Source organism: Pediococcus acidilactici (assembly GCA_024970065.1).
GTDB lineage: Bacteria > Bacillota > Bacilli > Lactobacillales > Lactobacillaceae > Pediococcus > Pediococcus acidilactici_A.
This window is the reverse complement of the sequence record CP103908.1, coordinates 1,309,687-1,330,367: the sequence shown is the minus strand read 5'-3', so window position 1 is coordinate 1,330,367 and position 20,681 is coordinate 1,309,687. Positions and strand designations below refer to the sequence as shown.

The following is a 20,681-nucleotide window of genomic DNA, read 5'->3' as shown; positions in this document are numbered from 1 at the left end:
GGTATTATATTTAATATAGATGGTTAAGGGCGACTTCACGATAGATAAGAATAGTAAAAGACCGATGGCGCCATCCTTGACCGAGATACGTGCAATATAAGACCCATTAGGAGGTTATTAATTAAGTGGCAGACGAAAGAAAAGAAGCTTTGAATAAAGCTCTTAAAAAAATTGAAAAAAACTTTGGTAAAGGCTCAATTATGCGTATGGGAGATGCGGTAGATACGCAAATTTCCACCATTCCCAGTGGTTCATTAGCTTTAGATGATGCGTTGGGAGTAGGCGGTTACCCTAAGGGACGGATCGTTGAAATCTACGGTCCCGAAAGTTCTGGTAAAACTACGGTTGCGCTTCATGCGGTAGCGGAAGTCCAAAAACGGGGCGGAACGGCTGCGTATATTGATGCTGAAAATGCGATGGATCCCGCCTACGCAACTAATTTAGGGGTTAATATCGACGACCTCTTGCTTTCTCAACCAGATACGGGTGAAGAAGGATTAGCAATTGCGGATGCCCTAGTTTCAAGTGGAGCCATCGATTTGGTAGTTATTGACTCGGTAGCTGCTTTAGTTCCCCGGGCTGAAATTGACGGTGAAATGGGCGATGCCCACGTCGGTCTTCAAGCACGGATGATGTCTCAAGCATTGCGGAAACTTTCTGGGTCAATTAACAAGACTAAGACCATCGCCCTTTTCATTAACCAAATTCGTGAAAAGGTCGGTATTATGTTTGGAAATCCCGAAACCACCCCGGGTGGTCGGGCTTTGAAATTCTACGCTACCATTCGGTTGGAAGTTCGGCGTGCTGAACAAATCAAGGATGGGGCGGACGTAATCGGTAACCGAGTTAAGATTAAGGTAGTTAAGAACAAGGTAGCACCACCATTTAAGAAAGCAGAAGTCGATATTATGTATGGTCAAGGAATTTCGCAAACTGGTGAAATGATTGATATGGCCGTAGAAAAAGACATTGTTGGAAAGAGTGGTTCTTGGTACTCGTATGGTGAAGAACGAATTGGCCAAGGACGTGAAAATGCCAAGAAGTACATGGAAGATCATCCAGATGTCCGTGCCGAAGTATTGGCTAAGGTTCGAGAAGCATACGGGATGGTAGCTGATCCGGCTAGTGAGGTTAAAGAAGACCATCAACCAGAGGACCAAGCTGAATTGGATTTGAAATAAAGATAATATTTATGGGGAGAAAAGAAGTTGGGATAATTCCGACTTCTTTTTCTACGTTATCAGTGATCGGAACGGATCTTTGAAGTGACAAATGTTCCACTAACTGCGACTCTTAAAAGGGAATCGCAAAGTCGGCAAACCTAGCATTAATCGGTGCTGAGCGCTAAAGACTTATTGACACGCTTATGGCTAAATATTAAAATGATTATAAGTGTGAGAATCAAATAACATCATTCAAAGATTATAACTATGGTCTTGATGATTTGGAGGCAAAGATGGTAATTTATTATATTATCCTCGCAATCATCGCTATAGTTGTTGGCTATTGTGCAGGATACATCATGCACAAGCGGTTCATTGAAAAGCAAACTGCGGATGCTAGTAATTCAGCTGATTTAATTATTGAAAACGCACGGCAACAGGCAGAAACCGAACGCCGGGAAAAGCTTTTGGAAGCAAAAGATGAAAGCCACCGCTATCGTGCGCAGGTTGAAAAAGAGCTCAAGGAGCGTCGGGCCGAATTGCAAAAGCAAGAAGACCGGCTTCTTCAAAGAGAGGACGTCCTGGATCGTAAGGATAGTTCTTTTGAAAAGCGTGAGAACAGCCTGGAACGTAAAGAGCAAAAACTGGCTGCAGATCAAAAGCTAATTGATGAACAACAACAAAAAGCATCATCACTCGTTGAGGAACGACAACAAGAGCTTGAGCGAGTTTCTAATTTAACTCAAGAAGATGCCAAAAGTTTAATTATTTCGGAAGTAAAAGCCAAACTTGAAAAAGAACGGGCTTTGATTATCAAAGAAAGTTTAGAAGATGCTCAAAACCAAGCTGATGAAACAGCTCGGAAAGTAATTGCACAAGCAATTCAAAGAAGTGCTGCGGATATGGCGTCCGAAACGACGATTACCGTAGTTTCGCTTCCTAATGACGACATGAAGGGTCGGATTATTGGGCGCGAAGGCCGGAATATCCGGAACTTTGAAAACGTCACGGGAGTTGATTTAATTATTGATGATACTCCGGAAGCGGTCGTTTTGAGTAGTTTTGACCCGATTCGCCGTGAAATTGCGCACATTGCTTTGGAAAAGCTAATTCAAGATGGCCGAATCCATCCTGCTCGGATTGAAGAGATGGTGGAAAAGGCTAAGAAAGAATTGGATGACACCATTCGCAAGACCGGTGAGCAAGCAGTCTTTGAGCTTGGTATTCATTCGATGAATCCTGAATTGATTAAGTTAATTGGGCAATTAAGATATCGGACGAGTTATGGTCAAAATGTATTAAACCATTCTATTGAGGTTGCTAATTTGGCAGGAGTGCTAGCTGCTGAGTTGGGTGAAGATGTTACTGTAGCAAAACGCGCAGGATTATTACACGATATTGGTAAGGCGGTCCAACATGAGACCGATACTTCACACGTTGAGTTAGGTGTGGAATTGGCGAAGAAGTACAAAGAAAGTGCTACCGTCATTGACGCAATTGCGTCGCACCGAGACAACAACGAAGCAAATCATGTTATTTCTGTGTTAGTGGCAGCCGCGGATTCAATTTCAGCGGCTCGTCCAGGAGCACGGAGCGATACATTACAGAGTTATATTCATCGGTTGGAAAAGCTAGAAGAAATTGCTAACCAGTTCGATGGAGTTAAAAAGAGTTACGCAATTCAAGCCGGACGTGAGGTGCGGGTAATCGTTAAGCCAACTAAGATTAACGATTTGAAGGCAGTTATGCTAACGCATCAAATTCGTAAAGCAATTGAGAAACAATTAGAATACGCAGGCAAAATTAAAGTAACAATTGTTCGGGAAGTTCGGGCCGTTGATTTTGCAAAGTAAGGAGTTGGACCATTGCGGTTCCGCTCTTTTTTTATATGGTGCGTATGATAGAATAGCCATTGTTAAACTAATTTTTTACGTAATTACAATTAACTAAAAAATTAAGAGTCGGAAGGAATGTAAAATGCCACAAAAGACAAGTGATACGCCAATGATGCGTCAGTATATGGAAATTAAAAACCAGTATCCGGATGCCTTTTTGTTTTACCGGATCGGGGATTTTTACGAATTATTTTATGACGATGCCATTAAGGGATCGCAGCTTTTAGAATTGACGCTTACGGCAAGGTCAAAAAACGCGGACGATCCGATTCCCATGTGTGGGGTTCCGCATCACGCCGCCCAAAATTATATTGATATTTTAGTTGACCAAGGTTATAAAGTGGCAATTTGTGAGCAGATGGAAGACCCCAAAGCTGCCAAAGGAATGGTGAAGCGGGAAGTAATCCAACTCGTGACACCGGGAACCACCACGGATCAAAAAGCGGAAGACGCTAAGGAAAATAATTACCTCACGGCGGTCAGCTTTGATGCCGCAAGTAAAAAGTACGGGTTCGCCTATACGGACCTCTCGACTGGTGAATTAAAAGTCGCAATTTTAGACGATATTGAGAGCGTGGTCAACGAAGCCGTTGGGTTACGGACGCGGGAAATCGTTGCGGACCAATATTTCGTGGAGCACTTTGGGGAACGTTTTAAAGAATTAAATATTTTAGTTTCGCAGCAAAACGATATTGAAATATCGGCGGAATTAAGTTACTTAATTCAAGATTTAACTTCTCCGATTGCAGTACAAGTAGTAAAGCAATTATTGATGTATGTTCAAGTTACGCAAAAGCGTAATTTGGCCCACATGCAAAAGGCAATTGCGTACGAACCGTCGTTTTACTTACGAATGGACCATGCGTCAAAGTATAACCTCGAGTTAACTCGCTTAATTCGAACGGGGAAAAAACAAGGAACCTTGTTATGGTTGTTAGATGAAACGAAAACGGCGATGGGCGGACGTTTATTAAAACAATGGTTAGACCGTCCGTTGATTCGTAAGGAAGCCATAAACGCCCGGCAAAGTCGCGTGCAGGTTCTGCTCGAACACTTTTTTGAACGGAGCAACCTACAAGAAGAACTGACGAAAGTTTACGATTTGGAACGGTTGGCTGGTCGGGTAGCCTTTGGAAACGTAAATGGCCGGGATTTAATCCAACTAAAGACTTCGTTACTGCAAATTCCTAAAATCCGGCACGTACTGGCAGAATTGGACGACCCCGTTTTTGACGAGGCCCTGACTCGGTTAGATCCAGTTAGTGAAATTGCGGATTTGATTGAAGCGGCCATTGACGAAGACGCGCCCAATTCCGTGACGGAAGGAAACGTCATTAAAGATGGTTATAATCCGAAGTTAGACGAATACCGAGATGCAATGCGGAACGGTAAAAAGTGGATTGCCGATTTACAAGCTCAAGAACGGCAGGCAACTGGGATTAAAAACCTTAAAATTGGTTACAATAAAGTGTTTGGCTATTACATTGAAGTTACGCGTGCTAATTTAGCTAACGTGCCTGAGGGGCGTTATGAACGTAAGCAAACCTTAACGAACGCCGAACGGTTTATTACGCCAGAGCTAAAGGAAAAGGAACGAATTATTTTAGAAGCCGAACAAAAGTCAACGGACTTAGAATACGAGCTGTTCAAAAAGATTCGGGAAACGATTAAAGAACAGATCGAACGCCTTCAGAACTTGGCTAAGCAGGTTGCGGAGTTAGACGTTTTACAGAGTTTCGCGGTGGTTAGCGAAGAGTACCAATTTGTTAAACCAACCATGACGGAAGCCCACGAAATTGTTATCAAAGCGGGGCGCCACCCGGTTGTCGAAAAGGTAATGGGGCACCAAAGTTACGTACCAAACGATATTTTGATGAACCAAGACACGGATATTTTACTGATTACCGGGCCGAATATGTCCGGAAAGAGTACTTACATGCGGCAACTTGCGTTAACCGTCATCATGGCTCAAATGGGTTGTTTTGTTCCGGCTGAGGCGGCTACGTTGCCAATTTTTGACCAAATTTTCACTCGTATTGGCGCAGCTGACGATTTGATTTCTGGGCAAAGTACTTTCATGGTTGAAATGCAAGAGGCCAACCGGGCGTTAAAGGATGGAACTGCGAACAGTTTGATTCTCTTTGATGAAATTGGGCGTGGTACCGCAACCTACGACGGGATGGCGTTAGCGCAATCAATTATTGAATTTATCCACCAAAATGTACACGCCAAGACCCTGTTTTCGACCCACTACCACGAGTTGACCGCACTTGATCAGACTTTAGCGCGGTTGAAAAACGTGCACGTCGGTGCGGTGGAACAGGACGGCAATTTAGTTTTCCTACACAAAATGGAAGACGGACCTGCGGACAAATCGTACGGGATTCACGTTGCTAAGTTAGCGGGAATGCCAGATTCACTCTTGCAAAGGGCTTCCGTGATTTTAGAGCAGTTAGAAAATGAAAACCAAGATGACGCGGCGAAATTAACCGCTTCTGAGGAACAATCAGTAGTTTCCAATGCTTCGCAGCCTGACGAGCCTGACACACTTGCTCAACCTACGCAAGCAGCTTCGCTTGCCACAAGTACGTCACAGGAAGTTGTGGAAGAACAGATGGCACTCTTTGACGCTTCTCCAGCAGAGAAGAAGGCCGACCGCTTGCAAACACAGGTAGTAGAACAATTAACTAACTTAAATTTAATGGACATGACGCCGATGGAAGTTATGAATCAGTTGTATAAGTGGCAGAAGAAGCTACGAAAATGAGGTGCGGATAAATGGCAAAAATCCAAGAGTTAAGTGATATTTTAGCCGACCAAATTGCTGCCGGTGAAGTAGTGGAACGGCCAGCCTCGGTCGTAAAGGAACTAGTAGAAAATGCAATTGATGCGGGAAGCAGCCGCATTGATATTCTCTTAGCTGAATCGGGATTAAAAATGATTCGGGTGATCGACAATGGTAGTGGAATTGAAGGTAGTCAAGTAGAAACGGCCTTTAAGCGCCACGCAACCAGTAAAATAACCTCCCGTGCCGATCTTTTTCGGGTAGGGACCCTCGGGTTTCGCGGGGAGGCCTTGCCAAGTATTGCCTCCATTGCGGACGTTAAAATGACCTCCGCCACTGCTGAAGGACCCGGTCAATTTGTCCATTACCGGGGTGGTGAGTTAATCGAACACCGGGAGGCTCAGAGTCGTCAGGGGACCGATATTACGGTCAGTGATTTATTTTTTAACACGCCCGCACGGTTAAAGTACCTAAAGTCCTTAGCAACCGAACTATCAAAGATTACCGATATTATTAACCGGATTGCTTTGAGTTATCCCGAGATTGCGTTTTCCTTACAAAACGACGAACGACAATTGATGCGAACGTCCGGGCAGGGCAACGTCCAACAAGTATTAGCCAATATTTACGGCACCCATAATGCCCAAAAAATGTTGGATATTCATGGTGAAAACGTCGATTTCCGTATTGATGGGTACGTCAGCCTTCCGGAATTCACCAGGGCCAACCGCAGTTACATTACGATCCTTGTTAACGGGCGGTATATTAAGAACTTTCACATTAGTAAAGCAATTATTGAAGGATACGGGTCAAAACTAATGGTGGGCCGGTATCCGGTAGCGGTAATCAACATTCAAACCGACCCGCTTTTGGTGGATGTAAACGTCCATCCTTCAAAATTGGAAGTTCGGATTAGTGAAGAAAGTGCCTTAACAGAACTAATCAGTAAAACGATTTTTGACCGGTTGGCCGACCAAAATTTAATCCCTGATGCGGTAGATAACTTGAAGAAAAAACGGGTTACCAAACCAGTTGGTGAACAACTTGATTTAACTGAAACCGTGCTTTCGGGGTCGTTTGGTAATGCAACTCCGGATGAGTCAGCCGCCGTTGAAGAAGAGGATGCCAGTGCGCCGTTGCAACCATCCGTTGCCGCAACTAAGCCAATTATCATCAGCACCCGGCAGGATTTGCAATCGGATCGGATTGCTGAATTTAAAGAAAAGTATGCTGACACGGCAGAACAGGCCACCCCGGATGCGGGAGATGAAAGTGAAAAAGCTGCTAGCACTAGTCGTTTTCCGGCACTAACGTACATTGGACAAATGCACGGTACCTACTTGTTTGCGGAGGCGGACGATGGGTTGTACATCGTTGACCAGCACGCGGCCCAAGAACGGATTAACTACGAATATTACCGGGTGCAAATCGGGCAAGTGAGTGATGACCAGCAAGATTTGCTTGTGCCAATTTACCTAGACTATTCGACAACCGATACGTTGCGGATTAAGGAAAAGCAGTCGGTGTTAGAAGCTTGTGGGCTATTCTTAGAAGAATTTGGGAGAAATACATTTATTGTTCGCCACCATCCCACCTGGTTTAAAAAGGGACAAGAAGAAGACACCGTAAAAGAAATGGTGGATTACGTTTTAAATGACCGCAACATGACGGTGGCAAAGTTTCGCGAAGCTACCGCAATCATGATGAGCTGTAAACGGGCAATTAAAGCTAACCATCATTTAGATGACCTGCAAGCCAAGCAGTTGTTAAAGGATTTGGCGAAGGTGGAAAATCCGTTTAACTGTCCTCATGGACGGCCGGTATTGGTACATTTTTCCACCACCGATATGGAGAAAATGTTTAAACGAATTCAAGATCCCCACAATACGAACTTAATTGACGAAGACTTATGATACAATTATTAATACGAACAAACGTTTTGAAATGGGGATTAACAGATGTATGAATATTTAGATGGAGTGGTTGTGGACATTAACCCCGCCTACATTGTGATTGACGTGAATGGGGTTGGTTATTTAGTTAACGTGGCCAACCCGTACAGTTTTAAAGCAGATGAAAAACAAAAGGTCTACGTTCACCAGGCGGTTTCGGAAACTGAAAATACGTTGTATGGTTTCAAGAAATACGCGGACAAGGAACTTTTTTTGAACCTGCTCAAGGTTAAGGGAATTGGCCCAAAGAGTGCGTTAGCAATTTTGGCTAACGATGACCACCAAGGGTTTATTCGGGCAGTAAATAACGACGACGTTAACTACTTGAAGAAGTTTCCTAAAATCGGCCCTAAAGCAGCTAAGCAAATCATCTTAGATTTGAAGGGCAAAATTACGAGCAACGAACCGAGTGGTCCACTATTTGAAGTGCCAACCACTACTAATAGTACGCTAGATGAAGCGATTGAAGCTTTGGCAGCACTAGGATATTCGGAGCGGGAACTTAAAAAGATTACGCCTAAGCTAGATGAGCTTACCAATCAAACTACGGATCAATACATTAGTGCAGGATTAAAATTGTTAATGAAAGGATAGCGTGATTAATGGATGATGAACGAATTACGTCGTCGGCCGTTCAGGGGGCCCAAGAAGAGGCTAACGAACAATCATTACGCCCACAGAACTTAAAACAATACATTGGTCAAGCCCAAATTAAGCACGAGCTGTCCGTATACATTGAAGCAGCGAAGAAGCGTGAAGAAGCTTTGGACCACGTGCTGTTATACGGTCCCCCTGGACTAGGGAAGACGACTCTGGCAATGGTGATTGCTAACGAAATGGCGGTTCAAATTCGAACGACCAGTGGTCCCGCAATTGAAAAGCCTGGTGATTTAGTCGCCCTCTTGAACGAATTGCAACCGGGTGATATTTTATTTATTGATGAAATTCACCGGCTCCCCAAAGTGGTGGAGGAAATGCTTTATTCAGCAATGGAAGACTTCTTCGTTGATATCGTGGTCGGACAGGGACCTACGGCACATCCAATTCACTTTCCTTTACCACCGTTTACTTTAATCGGGGCGACCACCCGGGCGGGATTACTTTCAGCTCCACTACGGGATCGCTTTGGGATTGTCGAACATATGAATTACTATACGGAAGACGATTTAGCCAACATTGTTAAACGATCGGCCGAGATTTTTAAGACGAATATCGATGACCAAGGTGCCCACGAAATTGCTCGCCGGTCCCGGGGAACCCCCCGGATTTCCAACCGCCTCTTAAAGCGGGTGCGTGATTTTGCGGAAGTAGAAAATGATGCCCACATCGACCGTACGTTAGTCCAAACCTCCTTAAAATTGCTTCAGGTGGATGACCGGGGGTTGGATCAAACCGATAAAAAGGTTCTCACCACGATGATTGAACTATACGGTGGGGGTCCGGTGGGATTGACCACCATTGCCGCTAACATTGGTGAAGAGCCGGATACAATTTCGGAAATGTACGAGCCATATTTATTGCAAATTGGCTTTTTAAAACGGACGCCTCGCGGCCGCATGGTTACTGAGCGCGCATACGCTCATTTAGGATTGGAAAATTTATATATGAATAAATGAGGAATGGAAAAAATGACATTAACAACGGAAGATTTTAATTACGATTTACCACACGAATTAATTGCCCAAACGCCGATTAAAAAGCGGGACGCTTCCCGGATGCTAGTTTTGGACCATAAAACTGGTGAAATGGCGGATAAACATTTTTACGACATTGTTGACCAACTTAATCCCGGGGATGCCATCGTGATGAACGACTCCCGGGTTATGCCAGCGCGGATCTACGGACTTAAAGAAGAAACTGGTGGACACCTTGAAGTTTTGCTCTTGCACAATATCGAAGGCGACCGCTGGGAAACGCTAGTTAAGCCAGCACGGCGTGCTAAAGTGGGTACGAAGATTACGTTTGGGGATGGTAGTTTAACGGCGACCGTCAAAAAGGAACTTGATCACGGTGGACGTGAAATTGAATTTGAATACGACGGCATTTTTATGGAGATTTTAGAAAAACTTGGTGAAATGCCGCTCCCACCATATATTAAAGAAAAGCTAGATGATCCCGAACGGTACCAAACGGTTTATTCAAAAGAGCCGGGTTCGGCCGCAGCACCTACCGCAGGTTTGCATTGGACCAAGGAATTACTCCAAAAGGTTCAGGATAAGGGGGTTAAGTTAGTTTACTTAACTTTGCACGTGGGGTTAGGTACTTTCAGACCGGTTGACGAAGAAAATATCGAAGATCACAAGATGCACAGCGAATTTTACCGGTTGTCCGAAGAAGCGGCCGCTACTTTAAACGAAGTACGGAAAAACGGGGGCCGAATCATTGCTACCGGAACAACCTCCATCCGAACCTTGGAAACTATTGGGACTAAGTTTGACGGAGAAATTAAGCCAGATAGCGGTTGGACCGATATTTTCATTAAACCAGGTTACGAATGGAAGGTAGTCGACGCGTTTATCACAAACTTCCATTTACCAAAATCAACCTTGGTAATGCTGGTAGCAGCCTTCACTGGACGAGAAATGATTTTAAATGCGTATAAACACGCCGTAGAAGAAAAATATCGCTTCTTCAGTTTTGGTGACGCGATGTTTATTAAATAAATAACGAATGGAGAATATTGTGGAACCTGCAATCAAATACCGACTAATCAAAAAGGATAAGCATACCGGTGCTCGACTAGGGGAAATTATCACCCCACACGGCACCTTTCCTACACCAATCTTTATGCCGGTAGGAACGCAAGCAACCGTAAAAGCCATGTCGCCAGAGGAATTGGAAGACCTAGGTGCGGATATTATCTTGTCAAATACTTACCATTTATGGGTACGCCCCGGGGAAGATATTGTCAAAGAAGCTGGTGGTTTGCACCAATTTATGAATTGGCACAAGGGAATTTTGACGGATTCAGGTGGCTTCCAAGTATTTTCACTAGCGAAGCTCCGCGACATTACTGAAGAGGGGGTTCATTTTCGAAACGAAATTAACGGGGCGAAAATGTTCTTGTCACCCGAAAAGGCCATTCAAATCGAAAATGATCTCGGCCCTGATATCATGATGAGCTTGGATGAATGTCCACCATTCTTTGAAAGCTATGATTACGTCAAACATTCAGTAGCCCGGACTAGTCGTTGGGCTGAGCGGGGCTTAAAAGCCCACCGGAATCCTGACACCCAAGGACTATTTGGGATTATTCAGGGGGCCGGTTTTGAAGATTTACGCCGACAAAGTGCTCACGATTTAGTTAGCATGGATTTCCCGGGGTACTCAATTGGGGGACTTTCCGTAGGCGAATCTAAAGCGGAAATGAACCGGGTGCTGGAATTTACCACCCCGTTGATCCCCGAAAATAAACCGCGCTACTTGATGGGGGTCGGTTCGCCCGACGCGTTGATTGATGGAGTGATTCGGGGAGTGGACATGTTTGATTGTGTACTGCCTACCCGGATTGCTCGTAACGGTACTTGCATGACCAGCCACGGACGACTAGTGGTCAAAAATGCGAAGTACGCTCGTGATTTTACTCCGATTGACGATCGGTGCCAGTGCTATACTTGTCGCAACTTTACCCGTGCTTACGTGCGGCATTTGTTGAAAACGGACGAGACTTTTGGACTTCGGTTAACCAGCATCCATAACGTTTACTTCCTCGTGCACTTGATGAAGGACGTGCGGCAAGCGATTATGGATGATAACTTATTAGAATTCCGGCAAAACTTCTTTGAAGAGTATGGGTACGGCAAAGAAAATAGTAAGAATTTCTAACACCTCTGGTTTAGTAGGTATATTTTTGGTACAGTTAATATAAATGAATTAGCGAGGTGAAAAAATGTTATTAGCAGCCGCAAATGGTGGTTTTGGAATGAGTACGATTGTCTTCTTCATCTTAATCTTCGGGTTAATGTACTTTATGATGATTCGTCCACAACGTAAGCAACAACAAAAACGCCAGGAAATGATGAACCAGTTAAACGTTGGTGACGAAGTAGTTACGATTGGTCGTTTGCACGGTGTGGTTGACTCGATCGACAACGAAGCAAAGACGGTTACGCTAGATTGTGACGGGATTTACTTGGTATTTGACCGAATGGCAATCATGCGGGTTGAAAAGAAGCAAAGCGTTGCTCCAGCATCAACAACTGATGCAACTAATGCTGACACAACCGATACAACTGTCGCAACGGACGATGAAAAAACTGATTCAACTACAGAAGAAAAGTAATTTTTATAAAAAGCTAGGAACACCCGGTCTGAGTGGGTGAAATCCTAGCTTTTTATAATCCGTAGTGGGAAAACAAAACCTACCCGTGCGCGAAAAAATACTTCACAAAGCGCTGAAGGATGGCATTAATGGGTAGATCAAGTGGCCAGGATTTTTCCAGGAAGCAGAAATGTTTTTACTTGTTAGGTGAGGCAAACTGATTCATAATATAAAACATTGAATACTGAAAGTGAGGACTCAAAAATGGAGCAAAAGGCATTATTTATTATTTTTGGTGGTACGGGGGATTTAGCTTACCGTAAATTATATCCCGCGCTTTTTAATCTATATGAAAAAGGGTACTTAAAGGAAAACTTTGCCGTAATTGGTACTGCTCGCCGACCATGGTCGAATGACCATTACCATGAAGTTGTGATGAGCGCGATCGAAGATTCCGGTCGGGACGCTGGTCGGACGAATAGCGAGCTGCCTCGTAAATTTGCTAGCCATTTTTATTACCAATCCCACAATGTTGATGATGCGGAACATTACGTGGCCTTACGAGACCTCGCTGACCAATTAGACGAAAAATATCAGCTAGAGGGGAACCGGATTTTCTATTTAGCAATGGCGCCACGTTTCTTTGGCACAATTGCCGGTCATCTAAAGGACCAAAAGCTCCTGACTGAAGGCACTGGATTCAACCGGTTGATTATTGAAAAACCGTTTGGTCGGGACTACCAAAGTGCTAAGGAATTAAACGACTCAATTTCCGGATCGTTTGCCGAAGAACAAATCTTTCGGATTGACCATTACTTAGGTAAAGAACCAATCCAATCGATTGCGGGGCTTCGATTTGGTAACGCCTTGTTTAACTCGTTATGGAACAAAGAACACATTGATAATATCCAAATTACCCTGGCAGAGTCACTAGGGGTAGAAGAGCGGGCTGGTTATTACGAAACCGCCGGAGCCATGCGAGATATGCTCCAAAATCACATCATGCAAATCGTATCGTTGTTAACGATGGAACGACCAGAAGTATTTGACTCCCAGCATTTGCAAGATAAAAAGATTGAAGCTCTTGAAAATATTCAGACGTATACTAAGGAAGAGGCTGCCCAAAACTTTGTGCGGGGACAATACGGGGAAGATCCAGCGCATACGCAATTAGCTTACCGGGATGAAGAGGGCACCGCGGACGATTCCGCTATCGAAACTTTTGTGGCTGGAAAGCTAATCACCCACAACCCTTCCTTAGATGGAGTGCCAATTTACGTGCGCACCGGAAAACGGTTAGCAAAAAAATCGACCCAGATCAACGTAGTCTTTAAAAATGACGATCGAAATATCTTTAGTAGTGATCCAAACCAGAAGTTAGAAACTAACGTGTTAACCTTGCACATTGAACCTGACCAAGGGTTTACGCTGCAATTCAATACGAAAAAAGGGAACCAAGGCTACCAGCTTTCACCAGTCCACTTACGCTACCGGAAGTCAGCTTCGGAAAAGGCGAAGACTCCGGATGCTTACGAAAGCTTGATTCGGGATGCCTTAATGGGTAATAAGACTAACTTTGCCCACTGGCACGAAGTCCGGAAAGCTTGGCAAATTGTGGACGTGGTTCGTCAAGTTTGGGACGCTGAAACTCCTGATTTTCCTAATTATGCAAGTGGTAGCATGGGACCTCAAGCGGCGAACGATTTATTGGCTCGGGATGGTCGAGAATGGATTTTTAACCCACAGCAATAACGAAAGTGGAGGTGGCCGCTTTGACAAACCAGGTGTCAACACCGTTGATAATTGACGATTCTCGAAAGATTATTCATGTTGACATGGACGCTTTTTATGCTTCAATCGAAATGCGGGACCATCCGGAATTGCGCACCAAACCGCTAGTGGTGGCCCGGGATCCTCGTCAAACGGGTGGTCACGGGGTGGTAGCGACGGCTAATTACGTTGCCCGCCAATCGGGAGTCCACTCCGCAATGCCAGCCGCGAAGGCATTGGAACTCTGTCCCCAGGCGGTTTTTAAGACCCCTGATTTTGAAAAATACCGGGCAGTGTCGGACCAAATTCACCATATTTTTCATGAATTTACCGATAAAATTGAAACGGTGGCCCTTGATGAAGCTTATCTCGACGTAACGGATGATAAGAAGGGAATGCAAGATTCGGTACTGATCGCCCATGAAATTCAAAAGCGGATTTTTAACCACACCCAGCTGACCTGTTCCACCGGAATTTCTTACAATAAATTTTTGGCAAAAATGGCGTCGGAATATGCTAAACCAGTCGGGGTGGCTATTATCGAAAAGGATGACGTGGCGTCTTTTTTGAAGGAAATGCCAATCGAACAGTTTCGGGGAGTTGGGAAAAAGACGATTCCTAAAATGCATGAATTAGGCGTGTTTAAGGGAGCGGACTTATTAAAACTGAGCGAAAACGATTTGATTCACCACTTTGGTAAATTTGGCTACACGCTCTACCGGCGGGTCCGCGGACAAGATGACCGACCGGTAGCTTACCAACGTGAACGTAAGTCAATTGGTAAAGAAGAAACTTATGGCAAACCGTTGATGACGGAAAGCGAAGTTGATCAGCGGCTTCGCTTAATTGCCCAAAAATTAGCTCAAGCGGTTGCCAAACGTCAAAAGCATGGTAAAACTTTAGTTTTGAAATTGCGATATAGTGATTTCGAGACCCTTACTAAGCGAATTACCCGTCCCGAATTCCTACCGACCGATAGCGAAACTTATTATTTTTACGCGAAGCAAATTTTTGATGACATCGCTGATTTTTCTCGTGGAATCCGTTTGTTGGGGATTACCATCACCAACCTAACCGACCAAAGTTTCCAAGAAGTTTCTTTACCGCTGTTTAAGCATGAGGACTGATTTTATGGTATGCTTTAACACGTGAGTAGACAGATTAAGCCGGTTGCGGCTTAATTGACAATAGTGAATGAGGTTGAAAATGGATACACAGGAAGAAATTTTAGCACAAATTAAAAAGTATAACCGCATTGTGATTCATCGGCACCAACGTCCGGATCCGGACGCGATTGGGTCACAAGTCGGGTTAGCAAAGATTTTACAGGCATCCTTTCCCCACAAACAAATCAAAGTCGTGGGAAAGCAAATTGATGGATTAAGCTGGCTAGGTCAAATGGACGAAGTGGACAACGAGTTCTTCGACGACGCTTTGGTAATCGTTATTGATACGGCGAACGCTCCCCGAATTGATGACCGGCGGTTTGATCAAGGAGCCTACTTGATTAAAATTGACCACCATCCTAATGACGAACCCTTTGGCGACTTGATGTGGGTTAAAGAAGCTGCTTCCAGCAGCTCAGAGCTGGTTTATGATTTTTACAACCGGTTTAAGTCAGAGCTAGTATTGCCGCAAGACGCAGCTAGTGATCTGTATGCCGGAATTGTTGGTGATACGGGGCGGTTTATGTATTCAGCAACGAGTGCCCACACTCATGAAGTAGTGGCGGGGCTAATGACGACCGGTTTTGACATGGTTAAGGTTAACCAAATTCTGGATGAAATCCCGGTTGCGGTCGCTCATTTGTCGGCCTACCTTTACGACCACCTCACCATTAGTGAGCAAGGCGCGGCCCACCTAGTGTTAACCAAGGAAATCTTGGAAAAATTTGACTTGAAAGATGCTGGAACGGCTGGAATTGTGCCACTTCCAGGACACATTGCGCAAGTTAAATGCTGGGCAATCTTTGTTGAACAAGATGACCACTCCTTCCGGGTGCGGTTACGTTCGAAGGGGCCGGTTATTAATGAATTGGCTAAGCGACACCATGGGGGCGGACACCCGCTTGCCAGTGGCGCAAAGGCAGCAGACCGTGACGAGGTTGCTCAAATCGTTAAAGAATTAGAAGAATTAGTTTAAAAAATTTTAAAGTGGAAGAATACTCGGATATTTTTGACGAGTACAAGAAGAACGTTTTAGCTTGTGGTTTTAATAGAGCCCAAACGTGCGCTAAAAGTTAGTTGGGTTTGCTTAACCAAGTCCCCCATTAATCGCGGTTTAAACGATTGGTGGGGGATTAAGTTAATGGTTATAAAGCACACGGCTTTAGGTTCCTGTGCCATAAAGCTATCCGGATCCTTTTCCACTTTCTGCAATAAATAGTAAGGAGCTAGTATGAACGAATTTCAAAAGTTTAATCTAAAACCATTTCTCATGCAGGCTTTGGATCAAATTGGTTTTGTGAAACCGACTCCGGTCCAAGAGCGTGTGATTCCGCTAATTGCGGATGGTCAAAGCGTAGTGGGCCAATCCCAAACTGGAAGCGGGAAAACCCACGCGTTTTTGCTACCGATTTTTAACCAAATCGATCCGGACAAAAACGCGATTCAAGCGGTAATCACCACGCCTAGTCGGGAATTAGCTTACCAAATCTACGAAGCGGCTAAACAGTTAGCAGCCGCTTCAGAAACCCCAATTGAAATCGGTAATTACGTTGGGGGAACCGACAAAAAACGTCAAATTGCTAAATTAGAACACCACCAGCCGGCAATCGTCATCGGTACTCCGGGACGGGTGCTGGACTTATTACAAGCCCGGGCACTTAACTTTCGGCAAGTTCGGTATCTGGTAATTGACGAAGCGGACATGACTTTGGACATGGGCTTTTTAAGTGCCGTCGACCAAATTGCGGCAAGTATGCCCGAGGACTTACAGATGTTGGTCTTTTCCGCTACGATTCCGCAACAATTAAACGTCTTTTTACAAAAATACATGAAGCACCCGGCAATTGAAGAAATTCCGGTGGCGACTACGATTAGTCCGACAATTAAAAATATTTTGATTTCTACCAAGAGTCAGGATAAAAATAACTTGATTTACCAGTTGTTGACGATGGGGGAACCATACTTAGCCTTAGTATTTACTAATACAAAGGAACGGGCGGACGAATTAACTAACTACCTGAAGTCGCAAGGACTACCGGTGGCTAAAATTCACGGTGGAATTCCGCCTCGGGAACGGAAACGAATCATGAAAGACATCCACCGCTTACGTTACCAATACGTGGTGGCGACCGATTTAGCGGCACGGGGAATTGATATCGAAGGGGTCTCGCTAGTAATTAACGACGACATTCCAACTGATTTAGAATTCTTCATTCACCGGGTAGGGCGGACCGGCCGCAATGGTTTACCAGGGACGGCCATTACGTTGTACATGCCTAACGAAGAAGCCGAAGTAGCGGAAGTTGAAAAAATGGGGGTTAAGTTTATTCCCCAACAATTGCGTAATCACGAACTGATGGATACGTACGATCGTCAACGGCGGCAAACCCGGCGGCTAAGTCAGAAAAAACTGGACCCTACCCTGGTCGGGTTAGTTAAAAAGAAAAAGAAGAAGGTTAAACCAGGTTACAAACGGCGCATTAAAAAGGCAATTTCTGAAAAGGCAATTCGCGACCGCCGGATGGAACAACATCAGGCAGTTCGCGAAGCGAAGAAAGCCAAAATGCGGCAATCGCGTTCGAAACGAAGATAAATTGACAATCTTAATTTGGTTTTCTATAATTAGCTGTGATATTTAGAATCATTAGGGACATGTGGCCGCGCAACGCTTAGTGTAGAGACGTTCTGGTTGGTGAAAAGAGCGAAGCGTCGTGGTCGTGCTACCCGATTAATAATGAATCGTCTTCTCAGCGTTAATGAGACTCAAGAGGTATACGATCTAAACATCGTTGCAAGTAAAGTGGTACCGCGTTTCGGCGTCTTTATTTTACGAGCAACGGTGTTTTTTATTTTAGGAGGAAAAAATGGAAAGAAAATCAAGTAGTGAAATTCGGCGCATGTATTTAGATTTCTTCAAAAGCAAGGGCCACGTGGTGGAACCTAGTGCGTCGCTGATTCCAAAGGATGACCCCACTTTGTTATGGGTTAACTCCGGAGTTGCCACAATGAAAAAATACTTTGATGGTAGCGTAGTTCCCGAAGTTCCCCGGTTAACTAGTTCACAAAAGAGTATCCGGACTAACGACATTGAAAACGTTGGCCATACCGCGCGGCACCACACGCTCTTTGAAATGTTAGGAAACTTTTCGGTGGGCGATTACTTTAAAGAAGAAGCCATCCACTGGGCTTGGGAACTTTTAACTTCTAAAGAATGGTTTGACATGGATCCAGAAAAGCTTTACGTGACGGTTTACCCGAAGGACGAGGAAGCGAAGAAGATTTGGTTAGAAACTGGCGTAGATCCAAGTCACATTGTGGAAGCGGAAGATAACTTCTGGGATATTGGGGAAGGCCCTAGTGGTCCCGATTCTGAAATCTTCTATGATCGCGGCGAAGAGTTCAATAACCTTGCCGATGACGATCCAGAAAATTACCCTGGCGGAGAAAACGAACGCTGGCTGGAAATTTGGAACATCGTCTTTTCACAATTCAACCACAAGCCGGACGGAACCTATGAACCACTCCCACACAAAAACATTGATACGGGGATGGGCTTAGAACGGGTGGTTTCCGTATTCCAAGACGCACCAACTAACTTTGAAACGGACCTTTTCTTGCCAATTATTCACGAAGTAGAAAAACTTAGTGGTAAGAAATACGGCGTTGATAAAAATGACGACGTTTCCTTCAAGGTGATCGCTGACCACGCGCGGGCAATTACGTTTGCGATTGGGGACGGCGCCATTCCGTCTAACGAAGGCCGTGGATACGTAATTCGGCGCTTACTTCGGCGGGCAGTTATGCACGGTAAGAAGCTGAACATTAATAAGCCATTCTTGTATCAAATGGTACCAGTAGTCGGTAAGATTATGGAAGACTACTACCCTGAGGTACTTGCGGACAAGGATTACATTGAAAAAGTAATCAAGTCAGAAGAAGACCGCTTTAACGAAACCCTAACGGATGGTCTGGAATTATTAAATTCAATCATCGCCGACACCAAGGCGGACCATTCTAAGGTAATCTCTGGTAAGGATGCTTTCCGCTTATTCGACACCTACGGATTCCCGTTAGAACTAGCGAAGGAATACGCGGAAGACCAGGGAATGGAAATTGACGAAGCCGGCTTTGCGGACGAAATGCAAAAACAAAAGGAACGGGCTCGTTCAGCACGTTCTAATGCTAAGTCAATGGGCGTGCAATCTGATCTGCTAACGGACTTGAAGACCCCAAGTGAATACGTTGGCTACGACACCTTGAAAGTGGACGCTGCGGTGCTTAAAGATATTATCCAGGATGATCAGTTAACCGATACGGTAAATCCAGGAGAAGCTCGCGTACTATTTGACGTAACCCCATTCTATGCGGAAATGGGTGGCCAAGTAGCTGACCAAGGGGTGATCGAGGACGCCGACGGCAACGTGGTAGCCGAAGTTGTGGATGTACAACACGCCCCTAACGGACAAAACTTGCACACCATCAAGGCTAAACGAGAAATGCACGCCGGTGAATCGTTTACCCTCATTGTGGATCGGGCCTTCCATTTGAAGGTGGAAAAGAACCATACCGCGACCCACTTGCTTGACCAAGCGCTCCGGGATGTTTTAGGAGAACACACTCACCAAGCCGGTTCCTTAGTTGAACCAGGTTACTTACGGTTTGACTTTACCCATTTTGGACAGGTTACTGACGAAGATTTGCAAAAAGTTGAAGAGATTATTAACGATAAAATCTACGATGAAATTCCCGTAACCACCGTCGAAACGGACCTAGAAACCGGTAAGAAAATGGGTGCCATTGCCCTGTTTGATGATAAATATGGTAAAAAGGTTCGGGTAGTTAGCGTTGGTGATTACTCACGAGAACTCTGTGGTGGTACCCACGTAAAGAACACTAATGAAATTGGTCTATTCAAGATTGTTTCTGAATCTGGAGTAGGGGCTGGAGTTCGGCGGATCGAAGCCGTTACTTCCCAAGCGGCACTAGAATTCTTAAACGGTGAAGAAGCGCTCTTACAAAAGGCAGCGGGCTTGCTCAAGAGTGCTCAAATGAAGGATGTTCCTGCAAAAGTTGAACAGTTACAAGCACAAGTTAAGGACTTGAACCAAACGATTAACCAACTGGAAGCCAAGATTGCCCAAGCTGAAGTTGCCAATATCTACGATCAAGTACAAGAAATCAATGGAATTCGGTTAATTACTGCCGAAGTACAGGTTTCCGGCATGGATCAATTGCGGCAAATGGCGGACGATTGGAAGACTAAGGATCAATCTGATGTATTGGTCTTAGGCGCTAAGATTGGCGAAAAGGCTAATTTAATTGCTGCCGTAAAGGATCCGTTCGTAAAGAAAGGTTTGAAGGCTGGCGATTTGATCAAAGCAATCGCACCGAAGGTTAACGGTGGCGGTGGCGGCCGTCCAAACATGGCCCAAGCCGGTGGTTCTGCACCAGAAAAAATTAACGAAGCGTTGAAAGCTGCTAGCGAATGGCTAGAGACCCAAGATAAATAATTTTAAATCCTACTAGTAGTAAAATTTGCAACATAACTAAAAGGGTTTCTCAAGAAATGATAGTTCTTGGGAAATCTTTTTAATTTGGTTACTTTAAGGATTGGTAAGTCGTAAACCTGAAGTTAGTTTGTGCGGCTAATTTAAAAAGCATTTGCAACTACCGTTTATATGCGTCAAAA

14 protein-coding genes are annotated in these 20,681 nt (G+C 44.6%); all 14 read left to right on the top strand.

Features of this window, described 5'->3' with window-relative positions:
- Positions 1-125 precede the first annotated feature (125 nt).
- On the top strand, positions 126-1,181 hold the full coding sequence (recA, locus tag NYR25_06280) for a recombinase RecA (protein ID UWF33200.1): 1,056 nt from the start codon (positions 126-128) through the stop codon (positions 1,179-1,181).
- A 275-nt stretch (positions 1,182-1,456) separates the two neighbouring features.
- Complete coding sequence (gene rny / locus NYR25_06275; protein ID UWF33199.1) at positions 1,457-3,016, top strand: ribonuclease Y; 1,560 nt, start codon at positions 1,457-1,459, stop codon at positions 3,014-3,016.
- Positions 3,017-3,140: 124 nt separating this feature from the next.
- Positions 3,141-5,825 (top strand): DNA mismatch repair protein MutS, encoded by a 2,685-nt coding sequence (gene mutS, locus NYR25_06270; protein ID UWF33198.1) that lies wholly within the window; start codon positions 3,141-3,143, stop codon positions 5,823-5,825.
- 11 nt (positions 5,826-5,836) lie between these two features.
- Positions 5,837-7,756 carry a DNA mismatch repair endonuclease MutL gene (mutL, locus tag NYR25_06265; GenBank protein UWF33197.1) on the top strand — a complete coding sequence of 640 codons (1,920 nt, stop codon included), beginning with the start codon at positions 5,837-5,839 and terminating at the stop codon, positions 7,754-7,756.
- Between the two features lie 45 nt (positions 7,757-7,801).
- Positions 7,802-8,389: a Holliday junction branch migration protein RuvA gene (gene ruvA / locus NYR25_06260; protein UWF33196.1), complete on the top strand. Its 588-nt coding sequence runs from the start codon at positions 7,802-7,804 to the stop codon at positions 8,387-8,389.
- An 8-nt stretch (positions 8,390-8,397) separates the two neighbouring features.
- Positions 8,398-9,411 (top strand): Holliday junction branch migration DNA helicase RuvB, encoded by a 1,014-nt coding sequence (gene ruvB / locus NYR25_06255; protein ID UWF33195.1) that lies wholly within the window; start codon positions 8,398-8,400, stop codon positions 9,409-9,411.
- Positions 9,412-9,423: 12 nt separating this feature from the next.
- Positions 9,424-10,458, top strand: coding sequence for a tRNA preQ1(34) S-adenosylmethionine ribosyltransferase-isomerase QueA (queA, locus tag NYR25_06250; protein UWF33194.1), 1,035 nt, complete (start codon positions 9,424-9,426; stop codon positions 10,456-10,458).
- Between the two features lie 19 nt (positions 10,459-10,477).
- The gene (tgt, locus tag NYR25_06245; protein UWF33193.1) at positions 10,478-11,620 is read left to right on the top strand and encodes a tRNA guanosine(34) transglycosylase Tgt; all 1,143 of its coding nucleotides are present in this window, start codon (positions 10,478-10,480) and stop codon (positions 11,618-11,620) included.
- Between the two features lie 64 nt (positions 11,621-11,684).
- Complete coding sequence (gene yajC / locus NYR25_06240; protein ID UWF33192.1) at positions 11,685-12,077, top strand: preprotein translocase subunit YajC; 393 nt, start codon at positions 11,685-11,687, stop codon at positions 12,075-12,077.
- Between the two features lie 243 nt (positions 12,078-12,320).
- A complete protein-coding gene (zwf, locus tag NYR25_06235; protein UWF33191.1) occupies positions 12,321-13,808 on the top strand; it encodes a glucose-6-phosphate dehydrogenase in 1,488 nt (495 codons plus the stop codon).
- A gap of 20 nt (positions 13,809-13,828) precedes the next feature.
- Positions 13,829-14,953 (top strand): DNA polymerase IV, encoded by a 1,125-nt coding sequence (gene dinB / locus NYR25_06230; GenBank protein ID UWF33190.1) that lies wholly within the window; start codon positions 13,829-13,831, stop codon positions 14,951-14,953.
- 79 nt (positions 14,954-15,032) lie between these two features.
- The gene (locus tag NYR25_06225; protein ID UWF33189.1) at positions 15,033-15,968 is read left to right on the top strand and encodes a bifunctional oligoribonuclease/PAP phosphatase NrnA; all 936 of its coding nucleotides are present in this window, start codon (positions 15,033-15,035) and stop codon (positions 15,966-15,968) included.
- 255 nt (positions 15,969-16,223) lie between these two features.
- Positions 16,224-17,585 (top strand): DEAD/DEAH box helicase, encoded by a 1,362-nt coding sequence (locus NYR25_06220; protein UWF33188.1) that lies wholly within the window; start codon positions 16,224-16,226, stop codon positions 17,583-17,585.
- Between the two features lie 271 nt (positions 17,586-17,856).
- Complete coding sequence (alaS, locus tag NYR25_06215; protein UWF33187.1) at positions 17,857-20,502, top strand: alanine--tRNA ligase; 2,646 nt, start codon at positions 17,857-17,859, stop codon at positions 20,500-20,502.
- Positions 20,503-20,681 lie beyond the last annotated feature (179 nt).